Origin of the sequence: Zhenhengia sp. (assembly GCF_046966505.1) — a bacterium.
Taxonomy (GTDB): domain Bacteria; phylum Bacillota; class Clostridia; order Lachnospirales; family Cellulosilyticaceae; genus Zhenhengia; species Zhenhengia yiwuensis.
Genome location: NZ_JBKVCH010000004.1, coordinates 259,653 through 281,781, shown reverse-complemented (window position 1 = coordinate 281,781; position 22,129 = coordinate 259,653). Strand labels below are relative to the sequence as shown.

Here is a 22,129-nt window from a genome sequence, read left to right as displayed (position 1 = left end):
TATACAATGTCAGAATCAATGCAAGGTTTAAAAAGAACACATTACTGTACAGAACTTAGCGCTGCAAATGTAGGGGAAACTGTTACAGTAACAGGTTGGGTACAAAGAAGAAGAAACTTAGGTCAATTACTTTTTGTCACATTAAGAGATAGAAGTGGCCTTCTTCAATTAGCCTTTGGTGAAGAAACAGATAAAGCTTTATTTGAAAAAGCAGAAACACTTAGAAGTGAATATGTTATTGCAGCAGTAGGGACTGTTCGTTCACGTGGTGAAGATGCTAACAAAACAATGAAAACAGGTGATATTGAAATCGAAGTAAAAGAACTTCGTATTTTATCGGAAGCAGCAACAACACCTTTTGAAATCGTAGAAAACAGCGATGTAAGAGAAGAGTTACGTTTAAAATACCGTTACCTTGACCTTCGTCGTCCAGATATGCAAAACACAATTATGCTTCGTAGCAAAACAACAGGAGCTGTAAGACGTTTCTTAGAAGCAAATAACTTCCTTGAAATCGAAACACCAATGCTTACAAAATCTACTCCAGAAGGTGCGCGTGACTACCTTGTACCATCTCGTGTACACCCAGGTAACTTCTATGCGCTTCCTCAATCACCACAGATTTTCAAACAACTTCTTATGGTGTCAGGCTATGACCGTTACTTCCAAATCGTAAAATGCTTCCGTGATGAGGACCTTCGTGCTGACCGTCAGCCAGAGTTCACTCAAATCGATATGGAGCTTAGCTTCGTAGATGTAGATGATGTAATCGGTATTAACGAAAAACTTATCCAAACAGTATTTAAAGAAGTTCTCGATGTAGATGTTCAGCTTCCTATTCAAAGATTAACATATCAGGAAGCTATGGACCGTTTCGGTAGTGATAAACCAGATATGCGTTATGGTGTAGAACTTACTGACCTTTCAGATGTTGTAGCAGGTAGTGGCTTTGCTGTATTTGAAAATGCTTTAGCAAATGGTGGCTCAGTACGTGCAATCAATGCAAAAGGTATGGGAGATATCGGCCGTAAACAAATCGATAGCTTAGTAAAAGTAGGTCAAGACTTTGGTGCTAAAGGTGTAGCTTGGCTGCAAGTTAGACCAGATGGTGAAGAAAAATCTTCATTCACTAAGTTCTTAAATGAAGAAACAATTGCTGCAATCAAAGAGCGTATGGACGTAACAGATAACGATCTTATCTTAGTCGTAGCAGATAAACCATCTGTTGTTTACGCAGCACTTGGAGCACTTCGTCAAGAAGTTGCAAAACGTCTTGAACTTGTTAATAAAGATGAATTCAGATTTGTATGGGTTACAGAATTCCCACTTCTTGAGTATGATGAGGAAGCTGGTAGATACGTTGCAATGCACCATCCATTTACAATGCCAATGGATGAAGATATTGCCCTTATGGAAACAGAGCCAGGTAAAGTACGTGCAAAAGCTTATGACCTTTGCCTTAACGGTTATGAACTTGGTGGTGGTAGTATCCGTATTTATCAACAAGATGTTCAAGAAAAAATGTTCAACCTTCTTGGATTTACACAAGAAGAAGCTTACGAACGTTTTGGATTCTTACTTAATGCATTCAAATATGGTGTGCCACCACATGGCGGTTTAGCATTCGGCCTTGATAGACTTGTAATGCTTATGGCAAAACGTGATAACATCCGTGACGTTATAGCATTCCCTAAAGTAAAAGATGCGAGCTGTCTCATGACAGAAGCACCAAACGTTGTAGACCAGAAACAATTAGATGAGTTAGCTCTTATTATTTCTGAAGCTGCAAAACAAGAAGAAACTGAAAACTAATTCAAATAAAAAAGAGCTATTGCAAGAGCAGTAGCTCTTTTTTTATGCAAATGAAGAAGCGCATAAAAAAGAACTACCATTAAAGGTGATCACATTTAATGGTAGTTTTTCTCACATATAATCTAGAGAGGATATAAGTTGAAGAAATTCATCAGAGTAGCTCCCATACCTGATGATAGATACATTGTAAAAGAAGTATGTAAAATGTAGAGGTGTATTACGTTAAAAATAGGTTAAAAATAAAAAAGTTAGAGGTAAGTAAAAATGAATATAGATATAACAGTTTACAGAAATATAAAATTGTGATACAATTCTATCAAATGAAAAATAGGAGGAAAGTGCGAATATGAGTAGAATACTATACTGCTAAATAATACTTCGAAAGTATTGTTAGTGAAAAAACACATTTCAAACAAGATAAGATAATTGGAAGCCTAGGGGAAGTCTATATAGAGAGCCTCAAGGGGTGTGTTTTTCATGCAGATAGTAGAATAAGCTCATATTCGTGCTTTCCTATACGGTTAAATGATTTAAAGCTATAGGGAAGAACTACCTATGGCTTTTTTTGTGCGCGCCAAAACGCTATTTGCAGGAGGAATTCCAGTTAGGTTGTAAGGAGGGAATTATGAAAGCGTTATTATTAAAGAGAAAATGGGCTTTTATGGTCTATATTTTAGCAAGTTGTTTATTTATCATAAGTGATTTACTCTATATGAGTTTATCCTCTATGATTTTTGATGCTTTAGAGAAGGGGAGTCTTACATTATTTATTAATCGTATTGTACTGGGCATTCTGATTCTAGGAACTATGAGTGCTTTGTACTTTACATCACGTTTCTTACGTATTGGATATATGCGTAATGTGGTTTTAGATATTCGTATGGAGGCTTTTAAGACGATACTTAAAATGTCACCGAGACAGTTTGGTAAGATTTCAAAAGAGAACTATGTATCACGTTTAACGAATGATATTAATTTAATTGAAGAAAATTTCTTTAGAAGCCTTTTAAATTTCATTTCAGGGCTTGGCCTATATGTTTTAGGATTAATCATTTTACTTGTTATGGATAGAACTTTAGCTGTAGGGATTTTTATTATTTCCCTAATCGTTTACTTTGTCTGCAAGCTTTTCTTAAAGCGTACAGAGCAGCTTCAAGAAGAAGTCTCTACAGAAAACGAAAAGTTTACTTTAAATATGAGTAATACTTTTAATGGTCTTGAAATCATTAAACTAGGTAATATTGAAGATAAATTCCTAGATAAAAATAAGCAGGAAGTTTCTCGTGTAGAACATAGGAAATTTGTTTTTAATAACTTTTCAGAAGTTCAGCAAAATGTACTACTTTTTGCAAGTTACCTTGTTATGGTAGGCGTAGTATGGCATTTAGGTTTATGTATTGCAGAAGGCATGGCCCTTGGGAGTGCAGTCTTTTTATTCCAACTTAGTAATCAGGTAGTCTTTAGAACTATGGATACTTTTCCTCTCTTAAATGTCATTCGTTCTTCAAGTAAGATTTATGATAAGCTTACACAAATTGAAGAGCAGGTAGAGTTAGAAGGGCAACAACCATTTCATTTTAATCAGTCTATGATGCTAATGAATGTAAGTTTTGGCTATGAACAAGATAAGCCACTTCTAAAAAATATTTCTTTAAGAATAGACAAGGGCAAGAAGTATTTGATTAAAGGAGCAAGTGGGAGTGGTAAGTCTACTTTACTAAAAATGTTAGAGATGATCTATGATGACTATGAGGGGACTATACAGGTAGATGGGGTAGATTATAAGAGTATTAGCAGTAAGGATTTCAATGATAAAGTTGCCGTTATCGACCAGGATGTCTTCTTATTTGAAGATACTATAGAGAATAATATTAGTCTTTACAAGCCATTAAATGACGAGATTATGGAAAAGGCTATTACAGGAGCTGGTTTAGAAGATTTTATTGGAGAAAAAGAAGAAGGGCTTCAGACAGCTATTTTAGAAAATGGCAAAAACTTATCAGGGGGGCAAAGGCAGCGAATTGCCATTGCACGTGCCATTGCCAAGGAAGCAGAACTTTTATTTGTAGATGAAGGTACGGCAAGCCTGAATGAGAAGCTTGGAAGGGAAATTGAAAAGGTATTTTTATCACTTCCTCAAACTGTTATTGCCATTAGCCATAGATATTATGAAGGCGTGAGTGAAAGGTATGATTATGTATTAGAGCTTCAAGGTGGGCATGTTAAAGTTCATGAAGCGAAAACCTATTTTGAGGGGGTGGGTGTATGCTAAAAAAATTAATGAAAACATGGCCTTACTTACTTATAACTGTAATACTTACAGGGACATTAGGTATGCTAGAAGGCTATATGATGATTAGGCTTATGAATTTATTTGATTTGGCTTTGAGTAAACAGATGCATATGTTTAAGACCTATAGTTTAGAATTATTAAGCTATGCATTAATGCTAGTGCCACTCGCTATTGCAGCGACACTTGCAAAAAACTTATTTAAGAAAAAAGCCAACGAAAGTATGAAATATTATTATTTAGAAGGTATATATGGTAAGAATATCAATGAATTTCATGCACAGAACAATGCTAAGTATTTATCTACTTTAACGAATGATTTTAATACAATAGAGATGAAACTCATTGATTCACTTTATATGATTATTGATTTTGGAACAGTTTTTGTAGCAGGATTATGGATGATTTGGACAGTTAATCCTTGGTTTGCACTTATAGGATTAGGCTTGGTGACCGTTAATACGACCATTACTGTATTATCCAATAAACCTATTAATAAGCAGACTAAACTTAGAAGTGATCTGTTTGAAACTTATACAGGCTATATTAAAGAAGTATTATCTGCTTTTCATATTATTAAGAATAACAATCTGTACAGCCGCATCAAAGATAATTTTAGAAAACAAAGTGAGACGTTGCAGCATAAGGGGTATCTTATTGATAGGATGCTTACCTATGTATATGGCGCTCAAAATCTTTCTTCTGACTTAATGGTCTTGATTGTTATAGGGATAGCAGGTTATTTTGCACTAACAGGACGTGGCACAGTAGGAAGTGTGCTACTTGCTGTAGAGGGAATGTACCGTATCTTAGGGCCTATTAATAGAATTAGTGAAGTTATGCCAGGTTTACTTAGCACTAAAGGGATTATAGAAAAGATTGAAGAGACACTAAAAAATACTGTAGAGTATGAAGAATATGAAGAAGAAGGAAGTTTAAAAGAAGCCATCCACTTTGAGCGGGTAACTTTTGCCTATGAAGGTCAAGATGCGATTTTAGATGAAGTAGATGTAACCTTTAAGAAAGGAGGCAAGTATCTTATTATTGGGCCAAGTGGTGGAGGTAAATCTACTTTGCTAAAGCTATTAAGAAAATATTTCAACCCTATAAAAGGGATCATTTGGATTGATCATAAGCCTCTTAAGGGGATTAAGAAAGAGGCTTACTTTAGGAAGATTACAAATGTGGAGCAGAAAGTATTTTTGTTTGAAGATACACTAAGAAACAACCTGACCCTTTATAAAGATTATAGCGAGGAGGAAATATGGGCAGCGCTGACAAAGGCTGGGCTTAAAGAGTTTGTAAAAACTCATGAGGGAGGCCTAGATTATATGATTTATGAGGATGGTAAGAATGTATCAGGAGGGGAGAAAAGTCGTATTGCCATAGCAAGGGGGCTTTTAGAACATGCAGATTTGATTTTATTAGATGAAGCTTTTTCTAATTTAGATTACGATAAGGCACGTGAAATAGAACAAAGTCTCTTAGAATTGGAGGATGTGACCGTCATTCACATAAGCCATGTTCTCTTTAAAGAACATGAGGAGCAGTATGATGGCATCTATATGGTTAAAAACAAAAAGGTTTACCCTTATAAGAAAACACCCATGATAGCAAGCTAAAGACATGATATAATAAGGCTATTAAATGGACTCATAAGGAGATTGACATGAAGATAGATATTGTATGCGTAGGAAAACTAAAAGAAAAATACTTAGTGCAGGCTATAGATGAATACAGCAAACGCCTAAGCAGATACTGCAAGCTTAATATTATTGAGTTAGCTGATGAAAAAACACCTGATAACGCTTCAGAAAAAGAAGAACTTCAAATTAAAGATAAAGAGGGGGATAAAATCCTTGCTCAAATTAAAGACACTGCCTATGTAATCACTTTAGACTTAGGCGGAAAAATGGTTACCTCAGAAGCCTTCGCCCAAATGATTTCAAACTGCGGAATACAAGGTAACAGCCACCTTGTGTTCGTTATCGGTGGTTCATTAGGATTAGCCGATAAGGTATTAAAAAGAGCAAACGGAAGCTTATCTTTTTCTAAGATGACCTTCCCCCACCAGCTCTTTAGAGTAATGTTATTAGAGCAGATTTACAGGGGGTATAGAATTATTAATGGTGAAGCATAGCACACCAGTTGGTAAAACTATTTTTCAAGATGTAGCACCAAGCATACAGTTTATTTTATATCTTTCTAATAATAAATTTGAAAAGGTTAAGTTATATAAAAAAAGGTGATTCCATAATGTGGAATCACCTTTTTACTTATGGTAGGGCTGATTGTTTAGTATGCGATAGGCACGATAAATCTGTTCGAAGGTAACAGTCGTAGTAAGACCTAAGTCCATATCCATGGAACTAATAGCAATTTGTTCATCGGAGTCTAGGTCAGTAGAACCAATAATGATAGAAATATCAGAAGTACCAGAAACACCCCAAGAGTTTATTTTGTGAGCCAGCTCTTCTGATGTGAGATGGTTACCTTTAGGGGTAATAAGTATACGATAGGATTTATTTGTAAGTTTCTTTTGAAGTTGTTCGTGAGACTTTAAATGAATAAAAGAAGTCTTACAGTATCGGTTAAGGCGTTTTGTATATTCTTTTATTGCTTGTAAGTAAAATTTATCTGGTTTATCTAATATGGTATAAATTTTAAAATTCATAGGCACCTCATTTAAGTAAAATACTAAATTACATTATAACTTAAATAGTTATAGTAAGATAGATTTAAGAGCTAGGGAATCAGAGAAAAGTAAAAATAGATATTGGTAAAAATTGTAAAAACTTTAGTTATATTAGGTAGCAAAAGCTATTTTAATAGAATTAGAGTTTTATTTTTTGTACAGTATAAAAAAATTGGCAGTTAAGAAATGATAAATATAAAAATAGTCATTTAGAAAAATAAAAAAGTGGTTTTTATCAAAAAAATAAAGGTAATTAATTAAATAGGACGGTTTGAAAAACGGTATGAAAAATATATTGGTATGTAGTTGAAAATATAAAGTAAGGTGGTGAAATTTATATGATGGGGTTATTACATTAAAAGTAAGGTAATGCACAATGTATGTACTGTATGGAAAACTATAGCATTAAGTAACATTGCTTATTGTGTAATTTAGATTTAGAAAATCTTATAACAGAACAAAATACAATTTAAGGAAGGGGAAAATAATGAAGATATTTGCTAAAGAAGTATGGGATGTAAATGTGATACAAATTCAGGAAGATGAGGTCTACGTAGTAGAACTAAGGTGGAAGAAGTCAGGCTCTTCAGTAAGATACTTTAAGGTAAGTGATTTTAGGACTAAGCCTAAAGAAGTAGACTATGTACTAAATGAAATAGGATATTTTGATGTAGGGATGTATGGAGAGGTATTAAAATCTATAAAAGAATTGATTGTTAATGACCAGATAGAGCAAGTTGAAGGTCGAGTAAGTGACTATATAGAGTGTAAGAATAGCAGACGCATGGCGGAGCAAGTCTATCAAGGGATTAAAGAGTATGTGCAAAATAATCAAGAACTGTTTCCGCTAAGAAGTCATAATAGCTATCAAGAAGGAAAGAGTAAAGGGGTAATCCTAGACAGAGAAAAAGACTTAAAAGAACATAAGGAAAAAGTATTGGTTATCAATTCGGAAAAATTTAAAGATATCCTAAAAGAGCTCTTTGATGAGACAGTAGTCTTACATAAAAATCAAATACTAAGAGAATGGCAAAAGCAAGACGTTTTAATTAAGAAAAGAATAGGGGGGTATACAGCAAAAATAGCCTATACAGATGAAACTAAAAATGAAGACCGTGGGTATGGGTATTTCTTAAGATTCGAGGCTAGTGATATAAATGAGTAAGATGTCGGTAATAGCACGCATGGGTGGTAAACATGAACTTATCCAAGAAATAGTATCCATTATAGACGATTGTAAAGATAACTACTGTATAAATACATATGCAGAGCTTTGTGGGGGTGGGGCAAGAATGCTCCTTAATCTTCCAGAAGGTGAGTTTAGGCATAGGATTTATAATGAAATCAATAGAGGGATATACAATATATTTAAAACGCTAACAGATTATCATCTTACATGTGAATTTCTTGAGAAAGTCGAAGCATTAGGGTATAGTAGAGAAGTTTTTGAACAAGCAAAAGAACTTATAAACTTTGATGAGAAGACATCTCGACAAACAGGAAAGTATGTGTTAAGCGATATGGATTCAGCAGTATATACTTATATATTAAGTACACAAAGTAGAGCTGCTAATATGCAAACATATAATCAGAGCAGAGAGTGGGGCAATCAATTTGTTAGACTTTCTAAATTACTTCGTATACAAGAGATATTAGAAGGTGTTGAAATGTATAATGAAGATTGCTTACTCTTACTACAAAAATTTAAAAAGGAATCTAAGATGCTTATATATTTAGACCCACCTTATCTTCCTTCCACTATGCAAAGTCCAAAGACATATGGGGAGGACTCATGGACATTAGAAAAGCATAAAAAGTTAGTAAAACAGTTAATAGATACACAAGCTAAAGTGATTTTAAGTGGTTATGATGATGGTAAAACCTATACAGTACTTGAACAAAATGGCTGGACAAAACTTTTCCTTAAACGAATGAAATTAAGAAGTTCGTGTCAGAAAACATTGAAGAATGAGTATGTGTGGGTGAATTTTGAAATAAGTTCATATGTAAAAGAAAATATAACTATAAAAAATTATGAAGAGTGGTAGTTAGGCTCAAAGACTCAAAGACTCATTAAGCAGACTAACAGTGTAATGGATAGAGAGTGATAGAAAAGAGGAGGATGAACATGGAGAATCAAGAGAAAAGGATAAAAGAATTAGAAAAACGATGTAATAGCCTTGAAATATTAAATAAGAACTACTGGACTGAGAATATAAAGCTTAGAGAAGAGAATGCACTCAATCAAGAGATGCTAAAATTACTTAATCAAAATGAAGATGTGCAACAAATGAAAAAACTACATTTAGAAAATGAGCAGTTAAGGAATAGAATAGTAGGGTTAGAAAAGCAAGTAAATGGCTTACATAAAAAATATAATTATCTTGAGAGATTGGACTTAGGGAGAGGAAAGTTTGATAAATCCCATAAGAGACACTATGATGATGAATTCTATAGGATAATTATTAGAGCAGTAAAAAAACATGAAGTAAATGGAAGGGTTGAAAGGCAACTCGCTATAAAAGAGATCAAAAATATGGCTGAGGTAAAGGAATACTTAGAGGTATCCAAAACACAGCTTAATGGAACTACTTTAATTAATTTATTTGACCAAGCAATACTTTATGTAGGAGAAGAATTTGGGCTTACAATAGAGGCTACAAAAAATAAGGTAACAAGGCATAGAAGAGGTTTGGATGAGAAGATAAAAAGCGAACTGGCTGAGGATAGATAAAGAGCTTAGAAGAGCGAAAAATATCCATATTTTTATTAAAAAGACAAAAAAGAGAAAACAGACTGAAAAAAATATGCATATTTTTAGGGGAGGGATAAATTTTTAGAGAAATATAAGTTCAATCAGAAAAAAGTTGGGAAAATCCATAAAAAGAATAAAGGAGGATTAGGCGGGTAAATCTAGCAAAATAAAGCGTTTTGTACTCAATTAGGGTATAATGAAAAATTGGGCAGAAATTTTTTTGCATTTCAAAAATTAATAGAGATAATTAAACGGATATTTACTTATTATGAATAGGGGGTAGGGGGTAAGGGAATAAGGAAATAATTACGAAATGTAACAAGTTGAAGAAGTCGAACAAAGAAGAAGTTGAACAAAGAAGAAGTTGAACAAAGAATCAACTGGAATAATGTAAACCTAGCTAGGTCTTTAGAGGGGGGATTAAAGAATCCTAGGTAGAAACAATTTCGTATACATCATTTCAATTCACCAATAGAGCAATTAGATATAGAAAAGAAAATATATTACTCTATATAATAAAAAAGAACAAATAAAGAGCTACTAACTTTCAACAAGAGAGTGAGTAGCTCTTTATCTATATAATACATTATTTACATTTATATTTAGATGCGAGGAAAGACAAAAATTCATCCATAGAAGCTTGTCCAGCAGTAGGAAGAGAATTATAAGTAGCGATGATTTGAGAATTTTTATAAGGGTCTTTTGTATTAGATAGACCAAGTAAGTAGTCAGTAGTTACATTAAAGTATTTAGCGAGTTTAATAAGAGAGTCAGCATCACGAAGAAAGTGTTTATCATTTTCATAGAAACTTACCATACGAGCACTAATATTAAGAAGGGTTGCAATATCAGCTTGAGTAACATCATTTTCCTCCCGAAGAGAGCGTAATCTTTCGCCGAATGTCATATATATCACCTCTTCTATAATTGTACAGAGTAGAGAGTAAACATAGACAAAAGAGAAATATAATTACTTAAAACTATTGAAAAAGAAGATATACTACTATAAAATAAAATCAGAATTTAAAAATAAAGGAGAAGATAGAAATGTGTAAAAACAAGTTAAGACAAGTACTCATGTCAGGGGTAGTAGCAGTTTCAGTAGTTCTAGTTGGGGCATCTCCTACATATGCAGATACAAATAAGATGATATCTCATCACTTCACTGCAGTAAGTGAATATAAAAATAATACATTTAGCGATGTAGCTTTAAAAGACTGGTTCTCTAGTAGTGTTCAATCCGTTTACGAGTTAGGACTAATGGCAGGAGAATCCGAAGATAAGTTTAAGCCTAATAGTTCGATTACCATAGCACAAAGTATAGCAATAGCATCACGTATTCATGCAACTTATCATACAGGTTCACAAGATGTACTTAATCAATATAGTGGTGACAAGTGGTATTCAGGGGTAGAACAATATGCAATTGAAAATGGTCTTATTAAACAAGGTGATTTTACGAGTGAGAGTATGAATAGACCTGCTACAAGAGCAGAACTTATTTACATTTTAGATGGTGCAGTTCCAGATACTATGCTAGAACCTATCAATTCAGTAAATAATATTAAAGATATGAACATGAGTAGTAAGTATAGTAGTGAAATGTATAAAATGCTTAATGCAGGGGTAATTAGTGGTTACCAAGATAATACCATTAAACCTAATAATAAGATTACAAGAGCAGAGGTAAGTGCAATTGTAAGCAGACTTATTAAACCTTCTGAAAGGTTAAAGGTAGAACAACTACAAAATGTTCAGCAATATGATTCAACTTTCCATGTGCAAGTCAATGGAGCGATAATGAAAAATATTGATATGGTAAGTGCAACATTTGAACTTACTGATAGTAAGGGGAATTCATTTGGGACGCTAACTACCAGTAAGGATAATGCAACAGAATGGTATTCCAATATCTTAAAGTTTAATGTACCTAAATATAAAGAAGGCGATGTATTCAGACTCTATTTACGAAATTATGATGCGAATGTAGAAGGGGTCTATTTTAACTTGATTGAGGAGTTGGAATTAAAGAAAGATCATTATGTTGAAATTAAAGTGACACAAGGAATAAGTGAAGACACAAATAAACCCATACTTTACGGAGCAAGTGAAACAGAGTACATACCTGAAATAAATATATTTGCAACAAACCCTAATAACATAGGTATTGCTTTTGAATTAGATGGACAATACAAAGAAGGAATTTATTTTTATGTAAAAGATTTAGTAACAGGGCAGGAAACGGGGTATTCAAGCATAGATACTTATATTCCTTACCTAAAGGAGAGTAACTCTCAATTAGAGGTTACCTTAGAAAGTGAGCATTTTGTGATGGTTATAGATGGAAAAGAAACGAAAAGTACTTTAATAGATTTTAGTGAGTATGAAGATGGACTTATTAAGTTGAAAGTTAAAAAGATTAAGTAGATAAGTAGGCTATTCAGCTCGTAATAGTCAAGAGTGATAGATGTAAAGAATTAAAGGAGGATTCAAGATGTGGAGTCAAATTAGAGATGGATTACACGCATATGAAGTGAGTAAGCGATTTGGTGCAGTAATGTTTTGGGAGACAGTGGTAGCAAGTTGTATTATAGGAGGGATTAATGAGTCCTTATGGGCAGGGGTTATAGCATTTCTTGGAATATTAATAGCATGGAGCTTACCACTTATAGGAACAATTATGATGGTAACAGTATCAGGGCTATATGGTTATCTTGTATGGGAAATATTACGTCTATTTGGAGTACATAGTGCACTTTGTTTTTTAGGATTGGCACTAACCTTTTTGGTGGCATTTGGAAGTCATGTGATGACAGCAGGTAATGGCTGATAATGAAGTGAAAGAAAAAGGTTTAGCATTATATCAAGAGGTGGTTTAAGTGAGTAACAAATTATTAAATGTGGTTAAATCTATAGGTGTAGGAGCATTGCTTATAGGAGTAAGTGGAATAAGTAATCTTTTATATGCAACTACAGTAGATACAGTTCTAGCTAAGGGGTATTATAATGTTTTAACAAATGTTATTAAGATGCATGGTATCTATAAAGATTTAGGAGAGGTAAGAGGGAATGGTTTAGTCTATGCAAATCTTCAAGATTTTGAAGGGGATGGCATTCCAGAACTCTATATGATACGTTCACAAAATGATGAAAACAGTATAGGTGGATATGTAGAATCCATATGGGGGTATAAGTCAGGCAAGGCTTATCCTATCTCATCAGAATATAATAATATAAGACATCGTAGAGATAGTCGAGACATCTATATGATTAAAATAGAAGGCAAAGATTACTTGGTACATAGAACACAATTATCTCATGGTCATGGAAAGTCTCCTTATGATAATGTAAGTATAGACGATATAGCAATCTATACAGTAAAAAGTGGAAAATTAGTAAAGATTGAAGAAGTAAAAGGTTTATGGGAATCAACAGTTGATGATTCTTTAAAGGAACGCAAATCATTCACTCAGATACAAGGTGGTAAAACTAAAACAATCACTGAAAATACTTATAATAATCTAATGAAGAAGTACACAGCAGGAACACTCATTTGTTATGGTGAAGCAGGTTCACCTGCATTTAGTATTGATACTTCAAATGGCAATGAGCAACTCATGAAGTTCTATAAGGAACTAGATAATAAGGCAAATAAGGCGAATGCTTCTATTAAAGATGTTTACTCTACTAAATCTAAAGAAGAAAAAGAACAAATAGGAAGATTTTTATCAAACTTTCCTTATGCACTTACAGACTTTAATATTGCAAAGTATAATGACCATGAGTTAATTAAAGTAGGACAAATCAATCAATGGCATGGATTTGTAGATTTGACAAATGGAGAGCAGGTAACGAGTACAATTATTAATGAAAGATATTATGCTGGATTCCCAGTGAGTACCGTAGATAAATATGTATATAGTCTATTTGGGGTAAATCCAGATATAAATAGAACAACTGCTAAAGATGTTTGTCATTATTATAAAGCAAAAGACAAATATTATTTTCCAAGTTTAGAATATGGAGCAGGGATGTTAAAGTATGGAACAAATATTAAAAATATGTATCAATTAAATAACACGACTTATTGTATAACATTTGATTTATATAAAGTTGATTTAACACGTTTAGAGAGTTGGGAGGATGATTGGACGAAACCTTATAGCAATTGGACTAGTAAACAAAAGCAATATGAAGAACTAGAAGAAACAGGATATGCAGTCGTTAAACAAGTTTCTCAAAATGGCAAGCTAGGATGGAATCTTGTAGAGTATCATAAAGATGGTGGTATTCTGTCAAACAAACAATTAGAAGCACTTCAGAAAAAATATAAATAGTCAGGATTGAAAGTATATAGAATGCATCTCTTGTTAAGTAAGGGGTGCATTTTTTATTGATTATTTTATAATCATTTAAATACTCATAGATGAAACTTTATATGGTATGAGTTACAAATATTATTTAATGAATCTTGAAATGAGAAATATACAAAAATTCTTTTTCTGATTTCATATTAAGTAGAACCCAAAGAATAGCATACTGCTTAGAGGATTAGGGAGATAATATAACTATAAGTATGGGGTAGGGTTAACTAGAAAATGAAAAGACATAGTCGAAATTATAATATAGATAAAAAATATAAATAAAGAAGATGAATAGATTGGACTGAAATCATTGATAGAAAAATTTTCAAAACAGATTTAAAGAAAAAGAAATTTTGAAGGTAGGTTACATTATCTCAAATGGACAAGTGGACAGGTGAAGGATGAGCAGTGAAGAAGAGATATTACTAGGCTGTATCAATTAACAAGGGGAAAGAAAATTAGATTACTAGAGAATGGTGAATAAGCATAAATCAATATAAAGAGTCTTGGGTAAAATATTTAAATAAAGATAAGGACTCTTATATAAGACATATAATTATTTGAATAGTATAATAAGGGAGAGTGGAAATACACAAAAGAAGTATTGGGGGGCTAGAAAATGTTCATCTATTTAATGATGCTAGATACAGAAGAAGAGAAAAGTAAGTTTGAAAAAATTTATTTTGAGTATAGGCAACTTATGTTTCATATAGCAAATGATATCTTAAGTGATGAGTACTTAGCTGAAGATGCAGTGCATAAGTCGTTTATAAAAATAATGAAGCATTTAAATAAAATTAATGATATAGAGTGTCCCAAAACGAAGGGGTTTATCGTTATAATAGTAAAGCATACTGCTATTGATTTATATAGAAAGAGAAAAAGAGAAAAGATAGTTCAAATTGATGAGGAAATGTTAATAGAACATAGGGGAACAACTGTTGAGCAAGAGATTATAGATAAGATAGAAAACCCACTGACAGCTACAATTCTATCATTACCTCACCATTATTCGGAAATTATATTATTGAAATATAGCCATAATTATACAGATAAGCAAATAGCAAAATTATTAGGTCTATCAGAAGATAATGTAAAGAAAAGATTACAGAGAGCTAAGAAAAAATTAAAAGAAGTCTTAAAGGAGGTGGGGTAGTGAAAGTGGTTGATGAATTAGATATTGCAAAAGCAGCTAAAGAAGCAGAAATGATTATTTTAGAGCAACTTGAGAATATAGATAGAGAAGAACATATATTTACAAAAGAGTTTGAAAATAAGATGAGCCAACTTATTAAAAATGAAAGACAACTTAAAGTTACAGGGTTAACTAGGAAAATAGGTGTAGCTATTTTGATAATAGGCATCGTAGGAAGTTTAAGTATGAGTGTAGAAGCAGTTAGAATAAGAGTTATAGAGTTCATTACAGAGGTATTTGAGAAGTTTACAAGTATTTCATACCAAAAACATGAAGGAGAACATAGTGATAAGATAGAAGTATCTTATTTACCACGGTATATTCCAGAAGGATTTGAAGTAATAGAAGAAGAGCAAATTTTTAATGATGTGCATATTAATTATCGGAACGGGTTAGGCGAGGAAATTTTATTTAGACAAATAGAGATAAATACAAATAATTCAATAGTAGATACAGAGGGTACAATATTAGAAAAGATACTTTTAGAAGATAGAGAGTATTATTATTATGAAAATAAAGGGGTAAAAAATATAATATGGATACAAGGAGAGTATCAGATAAGTATATCGTCAGAAATAGATAAAGATGAACTGATAAAAATGTGTTTAAGCGTTAAATAAAAAATAAGATTTTTTAAGAAAAAGTGTCCCTAATCGCCTTTTTCATTCGTTGTATAAGTGTATAACAAATGAAGGAGGTGATTTTTATGTGGAAAAAAAGTATTTTAATGGTACTAGTAGGCGTATTAAGTGTAACTGGAGCATCAAGTATTTATGCTAAGGATGTAGTAAATACGAATGAAAGTAATATTGTAGTTCCTTATATGGATTATATCAATGATGCAACTGTAGGCTTAAAAATAACAAGTGACGGTGAAGCACAGGTAAGAAGTTCAATTGTTGGTTATAGTAGTTCTGTAGATAAGGTTAAAATCGAAGCTACATTACAACAGTGCAAAAATGGACGATGGGTAGACCTAAAAACTTGGTCAAAGTCTTATAGTAGCCATAAAGGAAATTTGGGTGAAACGTACCAAGTAAGTAAGGGATATTCTTATCGAGTAGTTACCAAATTTACTGCATACAGTGGCAGTAAAACAGAAACTCAAACAGTAACAGGTAGTGAAGTGAAGTATTAGTCAATTCAATATATACCATATAGAGGTTATTATGTCAAAAAAGTTAATTTTTACAATTTTAGCACTAAGTACTTTATCTTTGGGTAGTACTATATTTGCGTCATCTAGTATTGTTGAAAAAGAATCAAAGTTTATTGTATCAAAACATGAAAAAGAGACAGTCTATGATTTGCAAGATTTATCTTATGAAATCGTTGACCCACAAGGGAATATTGTTAAGTCAGGGCCTATAATTGACAATAATGGAAATATATCAACTTATGCTTTTGATGTAGCTAAAGCAACTATTACTGCTGGTAATACTACTAATTGGTATCCTACAAATTCACCAAGTGGATTCTATTTACAGAAAGATGATGTTGTTGAAATTAGTTTAAAACTTAGTAAAGCAGTTCGAATTAAAATAGCGCTAACTAATGGGAATTCAAAAGAAACAACTGATAAAAACCCTAGTGTATCATTAATTCAAAGCAAAACGGGTTATAGCAAAATGTCTGTAACTAATTTGTCCTCTGCATCAATAACTGTTAATGGGGGCTCTATTTCATACAATGAATAAGTGTACTTAATTGTATAATGGAAAAGGTAGTGCTTCTATTTTTCGTAATAAGTAGTAATACTGCTATATTTAATAATACATGTTGTATTACATAGAAAATAATTTACTTAAAGTATTTGTTCAGCTAAAATATTTGGGGTATTCTTATGGGCTAGTTATTAAGTTTATAGCAGAGAGAGGCAGTAAGGCTGAAACATAAATGTAACAGATTATGAAACAAGATATTAATAAAAGTATAAGGAGACGATGTAATGAAAAAACAAATTAGTATTATAATAATGTGTATAATTTTTAGTGTATTCTCAGTGAGTGTATTTGGAGCAGTAGAACAGCGATCAATAGATGAATTGTCAGAAAAATTATCATTTTTAGAGATGGATGGTAGAAGTCTATATAGCGATACAAAAAATGATATTATAAATCAAATTGAAGAAATGGGAAGTGAAGTATATGATTTTAATGACTTGCCAAATAATGACCCACTAAAAAAGCATATACTCAATACTTTTGCACAAAAAGCTGAACCTAGTTGGTCTACTACTAATAAAACGACAGTTATAAAAACAAGAAATACTTATAATGGTAAAGAGTTTTTAACATATGAATTTATACCTAAAAATGGTCACTCTTGGATTAAAAATTATCCTAATTTAAAGGTAGAGGCATCTAAAATAGGAATTAATGATATATTTGAAATCTATGTAAATAAAGCTGTTGGAGAAGTAATAGGTGCAGTAACAGGACCTTATAGATGGCTACCATATGAGTTATTAGGATTTAAAAAAGATGAAGTAACATCGTATAATTCAGCCCATGTTACATTAACTCAAAGTACCCATATTAAATTTGTATTTAGAAAAAGAGGAACTAATGACTGGGATCTATTAGGTGCTACAAACAAAATGTTAGTCTCATATAATATGACAGCACAAGGAGTAAAGTCTAATGGGCAAACATTTGTAAAAAGCTCAGATACAAAAAATGTAACATATACAGCTAATAGATATAGTGATATGTATAAAACATTGGTCACAACTAATACTATGAATACAAGTTCTCTACCTTCAGTAACTTTGCTAAATACTAAGAATAACTATAAGATTAAAACATTGTCACCCAATTTTACACAAGTACCAGCATCAGCATTGGAGTAAAGATATATGAAAAAAAGGATTTCAATAGTAATATTAGCGATAATAGTAGCATTAGTAGGTGTTTCATGTACAAAAAATTCTAGAGAAAATGATAATATAAATGATCCATTTGAACCTAATTCATATACTGATATTTCTGCGGTTGAAGTAATTAAAGATTTAATGAATTATGAGGGATTCAAAGAAGAGGAAATAAGTATAATAACGGATATAAATGAATTAGGACTAGGTGAAATAAATGATTTGATAAAAGATATAGCACTGATAAGTAAAGATAATGAGTACATAATAGTGGCTAAAGCAAAACAGGAAAATTATACTCCAGAAATTTATAAAAAAGTAAATGAAGTACTAGATTTAAAAGGAGAAATTGGAATTCTGGGAAGTCAGTGGAAGTATGTATATGGTATAAATATGGAAAGTGAAGAACAAGAAGAAAAAATTAAAGAAAAAATATATATATGCATTATAGATGATAAGGAGTGGATAGATATGTATATTGCTAAATAAGATAGTTCTTTATACAGTACATTTTAACATAAGAAATAGTTTTATTAAATTTAATGATTACATAATACTATAAATATAAGGTAAATAAAAAGTACATTTCTCAAAGTTAGAAGTGTACTTTTTTATTGCCTACACTTCAAATTATAAGGGTATCCATAAAGAAGATAGAAGCTAAAAGAAAGTAGTTTTATGAGTTATTGCATGTAGAATTACAATACTTAAACTTTTAACTTAAGATAAAAGTTTTCTATATTCTTTTTTATTAAGTAGCTTTTTGGAATCCTTGTATTTTAGGGGGATTTCTAAGAGGTTTCAAAAAATAAACAAGGCAAAATAGCAAAATTAAATGTTTTTATTAAGGAGGACTTAAAGTTTATGTTTATCAAAGAACTTTACAATGCAGAACGCACAATAAGGAATAACCTTTCACTTTTTGAACAGGGGTCACCTGAGTGGATCTTAGAAAAAAGTAAGATGCAGGTTTTAAGAAGAATCATTCATTACATAAGAACGGACGGTGTAAAAAGTGGAACGGTCTTAATAAGGAACCCATATTTTTAAAAAGGGGAATGTAACCTTAATATTATCATTACTGTACTGAGAGAAGAATACAATACAGCTACTTCGCAACATCGAATATAAGGAAAGAACCAAAAAACACAATTAGAGAAAGAATTAATTGGTAATGGATATAAAAAATTAGTTAAAATAAAAAGTTAGGATAATAGCTGTCAAGTTATTTTATCCTAACTTTTTTATAGTTTTTAGGGGTTAAAAAGAGTTTTATTCTAATTTTCTTTACTAAGAATACGTTTTGTTAGAATAAGTTTTGTCTTAGGTTGTGTAGTTATGAAAAGAGATAACACAATATTTTTGGCACCTATATTTTCTAATGTGATAAAAAGTAGCTCTGATAAAGTAAGAGCAGTAAATTCATCTAAAAAAGAAGGATTTTAGAGCAAATTTTCTTGAAAGGCGTAAAAATAGCTTACTCATAATGTAAATAAACCTGTGAATAGTGTCTTATAAAAAGCATATAAACTAGACTGATAAACTCTCAGAGAAATTAGAGTTGACAACCTTGAAGAAGAGAGTAAGAATAGACAACACCAGATAAATTCTAAGACCATTTTTTAAACTTCTCAAATGTAAAAGAAGGGAAGTGAAAAAATGGATTATCATGACTTGAGGTTCGGAATTGAAATTGAATGTACAGGAGCTACAAGGTTTACGGTTGCTAAAACAATAGCTCAGTTTTTTGGAACAGGCTTAGAGAATGTTAACCGCACACTTGATAATTATGATACGTATGAGATAAAAGACCCTCAACATAGAACTTGGAAAGTCATGCGTGATGCATCTATTCTTACACAGCAAATTCAAGGTAACACACGAGTAAGTGCTGATGCGAGCTACTCTATAGAAATTGTATCACCTATATTGAGGTATGATGACATAGTCAGTTTACAAGAAATGATTAGAGTTATTAGAAAGGTAGGAGCATTTGTAAATAGTAGCTGTGGGATACACATTCATGTTTCAGCAGATGCATTTGATGCAAAACACCTAAGATTTCTTTGTAATATAGTATATAGCAAACAAAATCTAATCTATAAGGCTCTTGGGGTAAAACAGTTAAGAAGTAGATACTGTAAAAAACTCGATGAAAAATTTATTGATAAATTGTATCAAAAGAAACCTACAAGTTTATTTAATATGGCAGAGATATGGTATGCACAAGCTTCAGATGATGACTGGCAAAGAAGATATAATGAATCACGCTATCATATTTTAAATTTACATCCTTTGTTAAGTGGCAGACAACAATCTATAGAGTATAGATGTTTCAATGGCACATTGCATGCAGGGGAAATAAAGTCTTATATTCAATTCTCTTTACTTCTTACAGCAAGTGCACTTAATGCAAAGAGCGCTTCTAGAAAGGTAACCGTTCCAGTTACTGAGAATGATAAGTATGCTTTTAGGGTTTGGCTTTTAAAGCTTGGGATGATAGGGGATGAATTTAAGACAGCAAGATTACATTTATTGAAAAATTTGACAGGAAATATTGCATGGAGAGATAGATTATCTTAATTAAATTAAAATGGAGGAAATGATAATGAAAAAAAGAAGACTGTATGCAGCCTATGGTTCAAATATGAATCTTGAACAGATGGCAAGAAGATGTCCAACTGCAAAAGTGGTTAAGTGTGGTTTTATTGAAGGATATAAATTCATATTTCGAGGTACACCCAATAATGCATATGCTACTATAGAACCTACAGAAGTAGAAGATAGGTATGGGGCAACAAAGGTAGTGGTGTGGGAGGTTCAAGAGTCTGATGAGCAAGCTTTAGATAAATATGAGGGGTATCCAGTTTTTTATAGAAAAGAATACATGCAAGTACATACCTTTGAAGATGAATATATAGATGATGTGATGGTCTATGTCATGAATGAAGATTTGCGTAAAGAAGTAAATCTTCCAAGTCAGCAATACTATGAAATAATACGTAAAGGTTATGCTCAAAATAATCTTGGAGTAAATTTATTAACGTTAGCATATAGTAGAACAGTAGAAATAGTGGAAGCAAGGGAAAGAGATACTAAAAAATAAGAGAATTAGAGGTATGAGTTTCTTAATAGGAGGCTCATGCCTTTTAATTATTTAAGAGTTTATTTTGGAATTACAGAGAAATTTTTAGATGGAAGAATATATTCATTAAACAACGAAAGGAGACATCAAATATGGTTGAAAAATTTGATAAGAAGATATTCCTAGAATATAGACAATGTAAGCTTACAGAAGGTTATTATTGTAACAATGGATTTCTTAATTATTTATGTAAAGCAGTACAGCAATCAGGAAAGTTTATTACCCTACTTCCTTATTCTACTATGAAGTGGATTGGTGATATGAAGTGGGTTCAATCAGTGAATCTCTATGATGAAGTTGCACTTATGGAGTATAAACAATTAGTGAGATTAGGTTTGGATTTACAAACAGACTCATTTCGAACACATACCAAAGAGTTAGTAGCAAGTTATTTGCTCAATACGGGGTTATGCTATATTAGGATACTTCATGAGGGTTCTTGGGGAAATTATTCCGAATCATTTTTTGCTACTAAAAATGAATGCATCCTAGAAGATTTAGAAACTTATTTAGAGGAGTCATTTGATAATAAAAAATGGGCACAGCAACTTCAGGTTACAGAGGTAGAGGTAGAAAGAGGTTTGTTTCAAACAGTTAGACTAGATACTTCCAATAAAGGTTTAAAAATACGCACGATGGAACTCGATATAAAGGATAAAAAGATTATCATTTTACCGATGTTTGTGGTAGATGGGGTAGTTACCTATCTTGTGAATTTACTAAAGTCAAGAGAGGTTTTAATTACTTATCAAATAGGGACTTCTTATGAAATCTTACATACAAGTTTAAGAGAAGATTTATTGCTGAAGTGGGTGCATCAAAAAGAGAAGGTTGTAGCGTTTCAAGAAAATACAAGTGACGGAAAGGATTTAGGTAATGTAGTGTTGCCTAAGCTAGGTATATGGGGGTGTGAAACACAGATTATTTCAATTTTTGATATTCTAGATATCAAAATTCTTAATGAGTAGAGTAAAAATATTACTTTTTTATAGGGCGTTCAA

General features: G+C 32.0%; 22 protein-coding genes. 20 read left to right on the top strand and 2 right to left on the bottom strand.

The features are described from left to right. Window positions 1–6 precede the first annotated feature (6 nt). From aspS to rlmH, 4 genes are all read left to right on the top strand, one after another. The gene (gene aspS, locus ACLTBU_RS06940; RefSeq protein ID WP_412218346.1) at window positions 7–1,812 is read left to right on the top strand and encodes an aspartate--tRNA ligase; all 1,806 of its coding nucleotides are present in this window, start codon (window positions 7–9) and stop codon (window positions 1,810–1,812) included. A gap of 625 nt (window positions 1,813–2,437) precedes the next feature. Next, window positions 2,438–4,084 carry an ABC transporter ATP-binding protein gene (locus tag ACLTBU_RS06935; protein WP_412218345.1) on the top strand — a complete coding sequence of 549 codons (1,647 nt, stop codon included), beginning with the start codon at window positions 2,438–2,440 and terminating at the stop codon, window positions 4,082–4,084. Next, complete coding sequence (locus tag ACLTBU_RS06930; RefSeq protein ID WP_412218342.1) at window positions 4,078–5,724, top strand: ABC transporter ATP-binding protein; 1,647 nt, start codon at window positions 4,078–4,080, stop codon at window positions 5,722–5,724. Before ACLTBU_RS06935 ends, ACLTBU_RS06930 begins: the two co-directional genes overlap by 7 nt. 47 nt (window positions 5,725–5,771) lie before the next feature. Continuing rightward, complete coding sequence (gene rlmH, locus ACLTBU_RS06925) at window positions 5,772–6,242, top strand: 23S rRNA (pseudouridine(1915)-N(3))-methyltransferase RlmH (RefSeq protein ID WP_412218341.1); 471 nt, start codon at window positions 5,772–5,774, stop codon at window positions 6,240–6,242. A gap of 132 nt (window positions 6,243–6,374) precedes the next feature. Here rlmH and ACLTBU_RS06920 read toward each other — a convergent pair whose 3' ends face one another. Then, on the bottom strand, window positions 6,375–6,776 hold the full coding sequence (locus ACLTBU_RS06920) for a 23S rRNA (pseudouridine(1915)-N(3))-methyltransferase RlmH (protein WP_412218339.1): 402 nt from the start codon (window positions 6,774–6,776) through the stop codon (window positions 6,375–6,377). Window positions 6,777–7,284: 508 nt separating this feature from the next. Here ACLTBU_RS06920 and ACLTBU_RS06915 point away from each other — a divergent pair. The 3 genes from ACLTBU_RS06915 (at window position 7,285) to ACLTBU_RS06905 (ending at window position 9,531) form a co-directional block, all read left to right on the top strand. Further along, window positions 7,285–7,962 (top strand): hypothetical protein, encoded by a 678-nt coding sequence (locus ACLTBU_RS06915; protein ID WP_412218338.1) that lies wholly within the window; start codon window positions 7,285–7,287, stop codon window positions 7,960–7,962. Then, complete coding sequence (locus tag ACLTBU_RS06910) at window positions 7,955–8,845, top strand: DNA adenine methylase (RefSeq protein ID WP_412218336.1); 891 nt, start codon at window positions 7,955–7,957, stop codon at window positions 8,843–8,845. Before ACLTBU_RS06915 ends, ACLTBU_RS06910 begins: the two co-directional genes overlap by 8 nt. A gap of 80 nt (window positions 8,846–8,925) precedes the next feature. Next, window positions 8,926–9,531, top strand: a complete 606-nt coding sequence (locus ACLTBU_RS06905) for a hypothetical protein (RefSeq protein WP_412218335.1) — start codon at window positions 8,926–8,928, stop codon at window positions 9,529–9,531. A 607-nt stretch (window positions 9,532–10,138) separates the two neighbouring features. On the opposite strand, the gene ACLTBU_RS06900 is transcribed toward ACLTBU_RS06905, so the two are convergent. Further along, window positions 10,139–10,459, bottom strand: coding sequence for a helix-turn-helix domain-containing protein (locus tag ACLTBU_RS06900; protein ID WP_412218333.1), 321 nt, complete (start codon window positions 10,457–10,459; stop codon window positions 10,139–10,141). A gap of 140 nt (window positions 10,460–10,599) precedes the next feature. On the opposite strand from ACLTBU_RS06900, the gene ACLTBU_RS06895 reads away from it, so the two are divergent. The 13 genes from ACLTBU_RS06895 (at window position 10,600) to ACLTBU_RS06835 (ending at window position 22,096) form a co-directional block, all read left to right on the top strand. Then, window positions 10,600–11,979: an S-layer homology domain-containing protein gene (locus ACLTBU_RS06895; protein WP_412218332.1), complete on the top strand. Its 1,380-nt coding sequence runs from the start codon at window positions 10,600–10,602 to the stop codon at window positions 11,977–11,979. Window positions 11,980–12,046: 67 nt separating this feature from the next. Continuing rightward, window positions 12,047–12,382, top strand: coding sequence for a hypothetical protein (locus tag ACLTBU_RS06890; RefSeq protein ID WP_271013601.1), 336 nt, complete (start codon window positions 12,047–12,049; stop codon window positions 12,380–12,382). A 49-nt stretch (window positions 12,383–12,431) separates the two neighbouring features. Further along, window positions 12,432–13,889 (top strand): hypothetical protein, encoded by a 1,458-nt coding sequence (locus ACLTBU_RS06885; RefSeq protein WP_412218330.1) that lies wholly within the window; start codon window positions 12,432–12,434, stop codon window positions 13,887–13,889. A 646-nt stretch (window positions 13,890–14,535) separates the two neighbouring features. Then, a complete protein-coding gene (locus ACLTBU_RS06880) occupies window positions 14,536–15,072 on the top strand; it encodes an RNA polymerase sigma factor (RefSeq protein WP_412218328.1) in 537 nt (178 codons plus the stop codon). Then, window positions 15,072–15,731, top strand: coding sequence for a DUF4367 domain-containing protein (locus ACLTBU_RS06875; protein ID WP_412218327.1), 660 nt, complete (start codon window positions 15,072–15,074; stop codon window positions 15,729–15,731). The genes ACLTBU_RS06880 and ACLTBU_RS06875 overlap by 1 nt, the downstream gene beginning before the upstream one ends. Before the next feature lie 86 nt (window positions 15,732–15,817). Then, complete coding sequence (locus ACLTBU_RS06870) at window positions 15,818–16,249, top strand: hypothetical protein (protein WP_412218326.1); 432 nt, start codon at window positions 15,818–15,820, stop codon at window positions 16,247–16,249. A gap of 31 nt (window positions 16,250–16,280) precedes the next feature. Continuing rightward, window positions 16,281–16,808 carry a hypothetical protein gene (locus tag ACLTBU_RS06865; RefSeq protein WP_412218323.1) on the top strand — a complete coding sequence of 176 codons (528 nt, stop codon included), beginning with the start codon at window positions 16,281–16,283 and terminating at the stop codon, window positions 16,806–16,808. A gap of 251 nt (window positions 16,809–17,059) precedes the next feature. Next, window positions 17,060–17,962, top strand: a complete 903-nt coding sequence (locus tag ACLTBU_RS06860) for a hypothetical protein (RefSeq protein WP_412218322.1) — start codon at window positions 17,060–17,062, stop codon at window positions 17,960–17,962. Window positions 17,963–17,968: 6 nt separating this feature from the next. After that, entirely contained in the window at window positions 17,969–18,472 is a 504-nt protein-coding gene (locus tag ACLTBU_RS06855; protein ID WP_412218321.1) for a hypothetical protein, read from the top strand. Window positions 18,473–18,847: 375 nt separating this feature from the next. After that, window positions 18,848–19,033 carry a hypothetical protein gene (locus ACLTBU_RS06850; RefSeq protein ID WP_412218320.1) on the top strand — a complete coding sequence of 62 codons (186 nt, stop codon included), beginning with the start codon at window positions 18,848–18,850 and terminating at the stop codon, window positions 19,031–19,033. Window positions 19,034–19,642: 609 nt separating this feature from the next. Next, window positions 19,643–20,566, top strand: coding sequence for an amidoligase family protein (locus ACLTBU_RS06845; protein ID WP_412218319.1), 924 nt, complete (start codon window positions 19,643–19,645; stop codon window positions 20,564–20,566). 25 nt (window positions 20,567–20,591) lie between these two features. Beyond that, complete coding sequence (locus ACLTBU_RS06840; protein ID WP_412218318.1) at window positions 20,592–21,089, top strand: gamma-glutamylcyclotransferase family protein; 498 nt, start codon at window positions 20,592–20,594, stop codon at window positions 21,087–21,089. A 131-nt stretch (window positions 21,090–21,220) separates the two neighbouring features. Then, on the top strand, window positions 21,221–22,096 hold the full coding sequence (locus ACLTBU_RS06835) for a hypothetical protein (protein ID WP_412218317.1): 876 nt from the start codon (window positions 21,221–21,223) through the stop codon (window positions 22,094–22,096). Window positions 22,097–22,129: the final 33 nt, after the last annotated feature.

Coding starts and splice junctions, on each gene's coding strand:
- ACLTBU_RS06930 (WP_412218342.1), top strand. CDS start 4,078: ATGCTAAAAAAATTAATGAAAACATGGCCTTACTTACTTATAACTGTA.
- ACLTBU_RS06860 (WP_412218322.1), top strand. CDS start 17,060: ATGAAAAAACAAATTAGTATTATAATAATGTGTATAATTTTTAGTGTA.
- ACLTBU_RS06890 (WP_271013601.1), top strand. CDS start 12,047: ATGTGGAGTCAAATTAGAGATGGATTACACGCATATGAAGTGAGTAAG.
- ACLTBU_RS06835 (WP_412218317.1), top strand. CDS start 21,221: ATGGTTGAAAAATTTGATAAGAAGATATTCCTAGAATATAGACAATGT.
- ACLTBU_RS06900 (WP_412218333.1), bottom strand. CDS start 10,459: ATGACATTCGGCGAAAGATTACGCTCTCTTCGGGAGGAAAATGATGTT.
- ACLTBU_RS06915 (WP_412218338.1), top strand. CDS start 7,285: ATGAAGATATTTGCTAAAGAAGTATGGGATGTAAATGTGATACAAATT.
- ACLTBU_RS06905 (WP_412218335.1), top strand. CDS start 8,926: ATGGAGAATCAAGAGAAAAGGATAAAAGAATTAGAAAAACGATGTAAT.
- aspS (WP_412218346.1), top strand. CDS start 7: ATGTCAGAATCAATGCAAGGTTTAAAAAGAACACATTACTGTACAGAA.
- ACLTBU_RS06895 (WP_412218332.1), top strand. CDS start 10,600: ATGTGTAAAAACAAGTTAAGACAAGTACTCATGTCAGGGGTAGTAGCA.
- ACLTBU_RS06880 (WP_412218328.1), top strand. CDS start 14,536: ATGTTCATCTATTTAATGATGCTAGATACAGAAGAAGAGAAAAGTAAG.
- ACLTBU_RS06870 (WP_412218326.1), top strand. CDS start 15,818: ATGTGGAAAAAAAGTATTTTAATGGTACTAGTAGGCGTATTAAGTGTA.
- ACLTBU_RS06845 (WP_412218319.1), top strand. CDS start 19,643: ATGGATTATCATGACTTGAGGTTCGGAATTGAAATTGAATGTACAGGA.
- ACLTBU_RS06920 (WP_412218339.1), bottom strand. CDS start 6,776: ATGAATTTTAAAATTTATACCATATTAGATAAACCAGATAAATTTTAC.
- ACLTBU_RS06840 (WP_412218318.1), top strand. CDS start 20,592: ATGAAAAAAAGAAGACTGTATGCAGCCTATGGTTCAAATATGAATCTT.
- ACLTBU_RS06850 (WP_412218320.1), top strand. CDS start 18,848: ATGTTTATCAAAGAACTTTACAATGCAGAACGCACAATAAGGAATAAC.
- ACLTBU_RS06910 (WP_412218336.1), top strand. CDS start 7,955: ATGAGTAAGATGTCGGTAATAGCACGCATGGGTGGTAAACATGAACTT.
- rlmH (WP_412218341.1), top strand. CDS start 5,772: ATGAAGATAGATATTGTATGCGTAGGAAAACTAAAAGAAAAATACTTA.
- ACLTBU_RS06865 (WP_412218323.1), top strand. CDS start 16,281: ATGTCAAAAAAGTTAATTTTTACAATTTTAGCACTAAGTACTTTATCT.
- ACLTBU_RS06855 (WP_412218321.1), top strand. CDS start 17,969: ATGAAAAAAAGGATTTCAATAGTAATATTAGCGATAATAGTAGCATTA.
- ACLTBU_RS06935 (WP_412218345.1), top strand. CDS start 2,438: ATGAAAGCGTTATTATTAAAGAGAAAATGGGCTTTTATGGTCTATATT.